8 protein-coding genes and 1 pseudogene are annotated in these 7,839 nt (G+C 51.0%); 3 read left to right on the top strand and 6 right to left on the bottom strand.

Going from position 1 to position 7,839, the window contains the following annotated elements:
* The 3 genes from AC5I6P_RS24725 to AC5I6P_RS24715 all read right to left on the bottom strand — a co-directional run.
* Positions 1-2,197: nSTAND1 domain-containing NTPase (locus tag AC5I6P_RS24725; RefSeq protein WP_495696431.1), on the bottom strand; the 2,197-nt coding region annotated here is incomplete at its 3' end.
* A gap of 111 nt (positions 2,198-2,308) precedes the next feature.
* Positions 2,309-2,536 (bottom strand): hypothetical protein, encoded by a 228-nt coding sequence (locus tag AC5I6P_RS24720; protein ID WP_495696430.1) that lies wholly within the window; start codon positions 2,534-2,536, stop codon positions 2,309-2,311.
* Positions 2,537-2,549: 13 nt separating this feature from the next.
* Positions 2,550-3,245: a Uma2 family endonuclease gene (locus tag AC5I6P_RS24715; RefSeq protein WP_495696429.1), complete on the bottom strand. Its 696-nt coding sequence runs from the start codon at positions 3,243-3,245 to the stop codon at positions 2,550-2,552.
* A 134-nt stretch (positions 3,246-3,379) separates the two neighbouring features.
* Between AC5I6P_RS24715 and AC5I6P_RS24710 the strand changes: the two genes are divergently transcribed.
* From AC5I6P_RS24710 to AC5I6P_RS24700, 3 genes and pseudogenes are all read left to right on the top strand, one after another.
* Entirely contained in the window at positions 3,380-3,628 is a 249-nt protein-coding gene (locus AC5I6P_RS24710) for a tetratricopeptide repeat protein (protein WP_495696428.1), read from the top strand.
* Positions 3,629-3,910: 282 nt separating this feature from the next.
* A complete protein-coding gene (tkt, locus tag AC5I6P_RS24705) occupies positions 3,911-5,920 on the top strand; it encodes a transketolase (RefSeq protein ID WP_495696427.1) in 2,010 nt (669 codons plus the stop codon).
* 226 nt (positions 5,921-6,146) lie between these two features.
* Positions 6,147-7,035, top strand: a pseudogene (locus AC5I6P_RS24700) (IS982 family transposase).
* Between the two features lie 78 nt (positions 7,036-7,113).
* Here the strand turns inward: AC5I6P_RS24700 and AC5I6P_RS24695 are convergent.
* From AC5I6P_RS24695 to AC5I6P_RS24685, 3 genes are all read right to left on the bottom strand, one after another.
* Positions 7,114-7,359, bottom strand: a complete 246-nt coding sequence (locus AC5I6P_RS24695) for a type II toxin-antitoxin system RelE family toxin (RefSeq protein WP_495696426.1) — start codon at positions 7,357-7,359, stop codon at positions 7,114-7,116.
* Positions 7,356-7,565: a RelB antitoxin-like protein gene (locus AC5I6P_RS24690; RefSeq protein WP_495696425.1), complete on the bottom strand. Its 210-nt coding sequence runs from the start codon at positions 7,563-7,565 to the stop codon at positions 7,356-7,358. Before AC5I6P_RS24690 ends, AC5I6P_RS24695 begins: the two co-directional genes overlap by 4 nt.
* Positions 7,566-7,658: 93 nt before the next feature.
* Positions 7,659-7,839 (bottom strand): hypothetical protein (locus tag AC5I6P_RS24685; protein WP_495696424.1); only part of this gene is annotated, 181 nt, incomplete at its 5' end.

The raw sequence follows: 7,839 nt of genomic DNA, 5'->3' as shown, positions 1-7,839 counted from the left end.
CTTCAGCAATCGACTGGAGAGACTCCGCTTTACTAGATTCATCTTTAATCGATTTTGTAACGTCCAGAGCGTGAGATAAAAGTTGCTGAGCTTTTTGAGTTTCACCAAAAGCAACCCAGACTTGTGACATGTCACTAAACACTGAAGGTTTCATATCGGGGGACTTGGTATTTCCCACAACAATTTCGACTTGGTGTAAAAGACTCTTAGCAGAATCTCGATCCTTGACTTCAGGAATGAGCTTTACAATTTTAGAAAGCTCTGTAGGGCTATAGCCTTCCAAAACAAACCAATTAAGCCATAGGCTGGGGACAGGATTGTTTTTAACTCCAGAGACCATATCCAGATTCAGTGCAGCAGTTAAATCTTGAGATACAGGCCCAGAAGATGGTAGAACCTGCATATTTGCCATGATGATTAAGTTCCAGCGCGTCCACTGAATCTGTCCTGGCGAAGTATAAGACCACCCTCCAAAGCATAGAAGTAATATGAAGGGCGCAGCACTTAATCCATAAGTCCAACTGATCCCCTTCCAACTTCGACGTAATAGCTCCTGCTTCTGCCCTCGCTGCACTCCCCATGTCAGAAATCCGCGCTGCTGCTGCAACAACCATAGCTCCTTCACGCTAAATAAATACCGCCGACTCTTTCCACTCCCCAACCACTCATTTACCCGCCGATCGAGCAACAAATTCGCCCGACTCGCCTCCGAAAGCTCCTGATTTGCCACCTGTCGCAGCGCCGGAATCAACCGCTCGTGAGCAAGCTCATACACCACTTCCCCATCCCCATCTCCCGGCGTAATCAACCGCGACTCCGACAACCAAGCCACCGCATCTTTCACCTCCGACGGCGACCCATGCACCTTCTCCGTCATCCCCTGCAACTGCGCGATCGAAAACGCCCCCGATCGCACATTCCGCTCCAAATCCGTCAACGCCAACAGCACCTCCAACGCCCGCTCCCGCTCCGACTTCCCCGGTATTGCATCCAGCGATCGCTGCAACGATCGACCCAACAATCCATCCACACCCCCCAATTTTTGAAACGCCACCTGATCAAACCGCCGATTGTCTTCACTTGGCTCCCGGCTCACCATCTGCGCCAACACCTGCACCTCCACCGGAGCTACCTTTCCATCTCGCCCCGCCAACTCATCCCGCGCCATCTCCTGCACAAACGCCTCATTAAACGACCACTTCTCCGTCTCGGCAATTACCCGCAGCACCCTCGTTGCCTGCTCTGGCGCAAACTTCTCCAGCCGTTGCACCTGCGAAGGACGCACCGAATACCCCAACACCTTCTGAATCTCAATCAAGCGATCGCTCAAGTCCCCCCGAATCCCAATCAAAATCTTTACGGGCACATCGCTCTCATACCACTCCTTCAGCGCCCCAATAAACCGCCCCCGCTCCGCCTCCTGAAACTGCACAAAAAACTGCTCAAACTGATCCAAAATCAGCACGATCGGCTTTCCTGCCTTCTCCGCCGACGATCGGAGCATCGCCACAAACGCCTCATCCCGACCCGCCCCCAACGCCTTCCGAATCAACTCAATCGGATCGCGATCGCTCAGTTTCACATACACCCCAGTCAGCTTCACCTGTCCCAAATTCGGCATCAAGCCCGCCTGCAACAGCGAACTCTTCCCCACCCCCGACTCTCCCATCAACAAAAACAGCCGCAAATCCTCCGTATCCAGTGCATCGAGACAGTCCTGCACATCCCTCTGCCGCTCCAACCGCTTAAAAATCTCCGCATCCTTCTGCTCAAACGATCGCAATCCCTTAATCGCCTGTCGCTCTGGCACTGGCTCCAAAATGCGCTTGGGTAACGTCACGACTGCCGCGCCCACTGCCCCGATCGTCACTCCTCCCATCCCCATCCAGAATGCAGGCACATACCACTCTGGCAAGTCCCGCATCCCAAAAAACAACTCCCCGACCTTCTGTGCGCTGATGGGATTGAGTGCCAGAAACGCTACTCCACCGATCGTCACAAACCGCTTTGACCAACTGCCATAGCGCAAATTCTCCGCCACCAGCTTCACAAACTTCTCAGACTTTTCTAACCAATCCTGCGCCTCCTCTGGCGACTGCGGCAGCTTCTCCGATGGCGATGAGTCCTCCGGCTTACGCTCCTCTGGGGTGGTTCGATTCAGAGTTATTTCAGTCGGCTTTGTAGGTTCATCTGACATGGGGGCGACCATCCAGCGTAATCATTTGAGAATAATTTAATCCCAGTATGACAAATCTCTCAGAGGCGATTGATGACTTCTCTTTGGCTCCATCTCAACACACCTGTTTGGTTACTGATCACAGGCGGTTGGTTCGCGATCGCTAGTGGTTGAGATTTCGATTGCAGGTGTTTGGTTACGAATTGCGGGTGGTTGGTTCGCGATCGCTAGTGTTTGGTTACGAATTGCGGGTGATTGGTTTGCGATCGCTAGTGTTTGGTTACGAATTGCGGGTGGTTGGTTCGCGATCGCGTGCAGTCTGTCATGTAGCAATCGCAAACGATCGTAGGGAATAAGCATCTCCTCCCATTTTTTACAGCAGGTCTTCTAGATTGATTCCGTTAGCTCGGAGTCGCTCAATCAATCGCTCTTTTTCTTGTCGCTCTTGGTTTGCCCGCTCCTCTGCCGTTGGGTAACGAGTTCCAGCTTCGTCATACCATGCCAACTGCTCTTGGGGAATGTTGCCGAATACAACTTGAGCGCGTCCGATGCCTAAGCCGATCTCTGGCATCCAAAACGGCTCTCCAATTTGAAGCTGATAAATTCCGTTGACCAGCTTGTAGACCTCGAAGGGTTGATGTCCGTCACGCTTCCAGAATTCGGGGTTGTAGATGACGTAGTACAACACGCCCAAGCGAGTGTAGATATTTAGCTTGTCGTCGTACTCTCCGCCTGGAGTGTGGGAGACCATCTCTAATACTAAGATGGGCGGGATGTCTTGTTCTTCCCACAGGACATAGCTTTTGCGAGATTTGCCGCCTTTTTTGCGCTCTACGCCGATGCTGAGAAACCCATCGGGGACGACTGGAACTCTAGGATTAACGCCTGTGGTGTGGTAGATTGCCATGTCTGCCCCGAAGTACCAGTCCATGCGATCTGCCCAGATGGAGGCGAGAAGAAATAGCAAAACGTTGGGGAGAAAGTTTTGGTCTTCGTTATCCACAGGAATATCGTCTGAGCAGGGCAGTTCGTCGCTAGTTGGAAGCTGCTTGAGGTCTGGTGGAAGCATAGTACTCACGTTCACTCAGTTAGCTTTATTGTAGAGTGCGCTTCATCAAGTCTCTAGTTCTGGTTGGCGCTTTGGTAGAATACGACGTTGATGAGTAAGAAAAATTACGACATGCAGATTCAAAGCCAGTCAAGGTGAACGAGGCAATCGCGCTCTACCAAGAATCGTTATCGCTCTTTGAGCAAATCGGGAATGTGCAAGGCAAAGCGGCGGCGTTGGCGATGATGGCACAATGCTGCCGCTCAGCAAGCGGCAACTTTGAAACCGCGATCGTTCATCTCCAAGAATCGCTGCAAATCCTGCAACATATTGGCTCTCCTCATGCGGCAACCGTTGAAGAAATCCTTGCAGATGTTCCGAGTGCGCTGCGATCGTCCTTATAGAATGCAGAAAACCGGAGCGCGATCGTAACTGCCGACCTCTCCCCTGATTTTTACCAGAGAGATCATTTCAAGTGCCCCCTTTTGACTAAGATGATGAGGAAGCTGTAGTTTAGTTATGGCTTCCGATAGTTTTAACTGATTAGGTATTTTTGCTTACTATCCTACATAATGGTTATGGTAAGCATTTTGTTTTGAGTTCAGAGACCTGAGTATCAAGCCGAATCTGCCCTTTTCAGTCCAGCGCCAAACCGTCGTTCATTCCTAACATTAAAGAAAAGAATCATGGTCGTTGCAGCCCAATCACTCGAAGAACTTTGCATTAATTCGATTCGCTTTCTGGCGATCGATGCCGTTGAAAAGGCGAAGTCAGGACACCCCGGTTTACCCATGGGTGCGGCTCCGATGTCCTACGTGCTGTGGAATAAATTTCTGCGGGTTAACCCTAAAAACCCGTATTGGTTTAACCGCGATCGCTTTGTTCTGTCAGCCGGTCACGGCTCGATGCTTCAGTACGCCCTGATGTACTTGGCAGGCTTTGACAGCGTATCAATGGATGACATCAAGCAGTTTCGTCAATTGGGGTCGAAGACACCTGGACACCCAGAGAACTTTGAAACGCCAGGAATTGAAGTGACAACAGGTCCGCTCGGACAAGGCATTTGTAACGGGGTCGGCTTGGCGATGGCAGAAGCGCACCTAGCGGCAACGTTTAACAAGCCCGATGCCACGATCGTTGATCACTATACCTATGTGATTTTGGGTGATGGCTGCAACATGGAAGGCGTTTCTGGTGAAGCGTGTTCGTTGGCGGGTCACTTGGGTTTGGGCAAGCTGATTGCGCTGTATGACGACAACCATATTTCGATTGACGGTGACACAGCGGTATCGTTTACCGAAGATGTTGGTAAGCGCTTTGAAGCGTATGGCTGGCACGTTCAGGTCGTCTCCAATGGCGATACCGATTTAGACGCGATTCAGCAGGCGATCGAGACGGCTAAGAGCGTGACCGACAAGCCTTCTCTGATCAAAGTTCGCACGACCATTGGCTACGGTTCTCCCAACAAGGCGAATACCGCTGGCGTTCACGGTGCAGCGTTGGGCGGTGATGAAGTCACGGCAACCCGCAACAATCTTGGCTGGGAATACGAACCCTTTACCGTTCCCGAAGATGCGTTGAATCAGTGGCGTCAAGCGATCGATCGCGGGGCAAAATACGAAGCTGAGTGGAATGAAGCGCTCGCCACGTATCGGTCGAAGTATGCGGAAGAGGCGGCTGAATTTGAGCGGCGGTTGAGCGGTAAGCTGCCTGACGGTTGGGAGAAGTGTTTGCCACAGTACACGCCTGAAGATAAAGCGTTGGCAACTCGTCAAACGTCTGAGAAGACCCTGAATGCGATCGCGCAAGCGGTTCCTGAATTAATCGGCGGTTCGGCTGACCTGACTCACTCCAATTTGACCCTGCTCAAGGGATACGCTGACTTCCAAAAGGGAAGCTACGAAGGGCGTAACCTCCGTTTTGGAGTTCGTGAACATGGTATGGGAGCGATCTGTAACGGGATTGCCCTTGATAAGTCTGGCTTAATTCCATACTGTGCGACCTTCTTAGTCTTTGCTGACTACATGAGAGCTGCGATTCGTCTATCGGCGCTCTCACAAGCAGGCGTTATTTACGTCATGACCCACGACTCGGTAGCGCTGGGTGAAGATGGTCCGACGCACCAACCGGTCGAAACGATCGCATCTCTGCGGGCGATTCCGAATCTGTTAGTTTTCCGTCCTGCCGATGGGAACGAGACCTCTGGAGCATACAAGATTGCGGTCGAGCGTCGCCATCAGCCGTCTCTGCTAGCGATGACTCGCCAAGCGTTGCCTCAACTGGACGGTAGCTCGATCGATGCTGTAGCACGGGGCGCATACATTCTTTCTGGCAGCGATGACCTACCTGACATCATTCTGGTTGGGACAGGTAGCGAAGTCAGCCTTTGCGTTCAGGCGGCAGAAAAACTCCGGGCTGAAGGTCATAAGGTGCGTGTTGTTTCGATGCCTTGTTGGGAACTGTTCGAGGAGCAAGACGAAGCGTACAAGAATACGATTTTCCCGCAAGCAGACCAAAAGCGTCTGGTGGTGGAAGCGGCGTCTAGCTTCGGTTGGCACAAGTACATGGGCAACGAAGGCGCAATGATTAGCATCGAGCGCTTCGGGGTGTCGGCTCCAGGCGGCGTTGCAATGGAGAAGTTTGGCTACACCGTAGATAACGTAGTGGCTGAAGCGAAGAAAGTGATTGGCAAATAGTGCAAAGGCTCTTTGAGTGATTAGGTGAAAGCTCTCGGATTTCCGGGAGCTTTTTTCTGTGGGTCGCTCTCGAAAACTTAAAGGCAACGAATTGGTCACTGAAGCAAATTATTTTAACGTGAGTTCGACGAGGGCAAGGTAGCGCGAAAGGAAAGCTGAGACTACGTTTGAAAGAAGTAACAACAATTCTTTTGAGTCTCAGCTTATGGAACCCATCGTATCGCGCTTGGATCTGACCACGCTGTTCTACGACGTAGACGATTTTTGCCAAACGTTTGAATGGGCCTGGGCACACCAACCCCAATTGCCTGCGATGCCCGGAGAGAAGCGCTGTCGCTCCCGCTTGCGCTTGAGTGAAGTGATGACGATTGTGATTGCCTTTCATGGCTCTGGTGCAAGAACGTTCAAGGATTTCTATACGCTAACGGTTCTCCCGCATTGGCGCGAAGCATTTCCGAACTTGGTCAGCTACAACCGCTTTGTGGAACTGATGCCGTGGTGTCTGATGCTATTGTGCTGTTTCCTGATCACGCGACGCGGCGAAATGACTGGGATTGCCTTTGTCGATTCCACTCCGATTGAGGTGTGCCATCCCGCACGCGCCCACAGCCACAAGCTGTTCAAACATCAGGTCAGCTGGGGCAAAAGCTCGACGGGTTGGAAGTTTGGCTTTAAGTTGCATCTGATCATCAACGAGCACGGAGAACTGCTGGCATTCAAGCTCACGCCTGCCAATACCGATGACCGTCAACCTGTGCCAGAGATGAGTGAGGGCATCTTCGGAAAATTGTTTGGCGACCGAGGCTACATCTCCCAAAAGCTGTTTGAGGAACTTTATGAGCGCGGCTTGCAATTGATCACTAAACGCAAGCGCAACATGAAGCAGAAGCTCGTCAATCAGCTTGACGAGCTTCTGCTGAGAAAGCGTTCGCTGATTGAATCGGTGAATGACCAACTCAAGAACATGTCAGATTGAGCATTCGCGCCATCGCAGTTGCTGGAATTTCCTGGTCAACCTGATAGCAGGACTGATTGCTGACACCTATCAGCCCAAGCTGCCGTCACTCGACTTGCAGCCGAAGGGATTGCCTGCTTTGCCTCCTGCTATCTTTTAACCTGTCGAACTCACGTGATTTTAGATGCAGGCGCTTTAGTTGCTCTGTTTCATGGAAACAATCATCGCAGTCTACCCATTAGGGAAAGTAACGGTAAATCTCTTTTCGGTGCAGCACACGAGCAAAAGTTATCGTTTCTCCAGTAATGAATAAACCAACTCGGTAGTCACCAACTCGAATACGATACGCATCGTCAAAACCTTTGAGCTTTTTCAACCTGCTGATTTCTCCCAAACCTGTAGATTGAGGAATTGCTTCAAATACAGGTGTGCTTTTGAGCGCTTTTAAATCCCTCAGAAAGCTCGGTAAGTATTCAACGTTCACTCTCGTTCCAGTTCCTTGAGTGCGTCCTCTAAACTCAGAGGAGTTTCACTGCGAACCTCAGCCATTGCACGATAAAGCCCTTCATCTTCAAGAGCTTCAATCAATCTTTGGTAATCTGCAATATCAATAACAACTTTGCGGATGCGTCCTTCAGCATCGGTGATGAATTCTTGGGCAAAGGGGTAGTCTTTAGCTTGAGCATTCATTCACTTTGTTTCTGTAGCAATACACCAATTCTAGCCTGTCAATGATCGACAACAGTTCTTTGGAAGGTGCGCATTGCGCGAATCGCTGAATGCTCATGGAGAGTTAAGTCCATCCACTCCGGGGATCGTAACTCTCCATGAATTGCGATCGCTTTGCAAGCTCCGAAGGATGGCATGGGCAAGATCAGGTTTTGCGCCGATCAACTCTGAGTTGGTTGCGCTGCTTGACTGACAGAAGTACTGGAAGTTGAAACGAAAGCTAGGAGGGAAGCAG

It is taken from the genome of Myxacorys sp., from assembly GCF_059501405.1.
The sequence above is the reverse complement of the archived record's forward strand: the minus strand, read 5'-3'. Positions and strand labels throughout refer to the sequence as shown.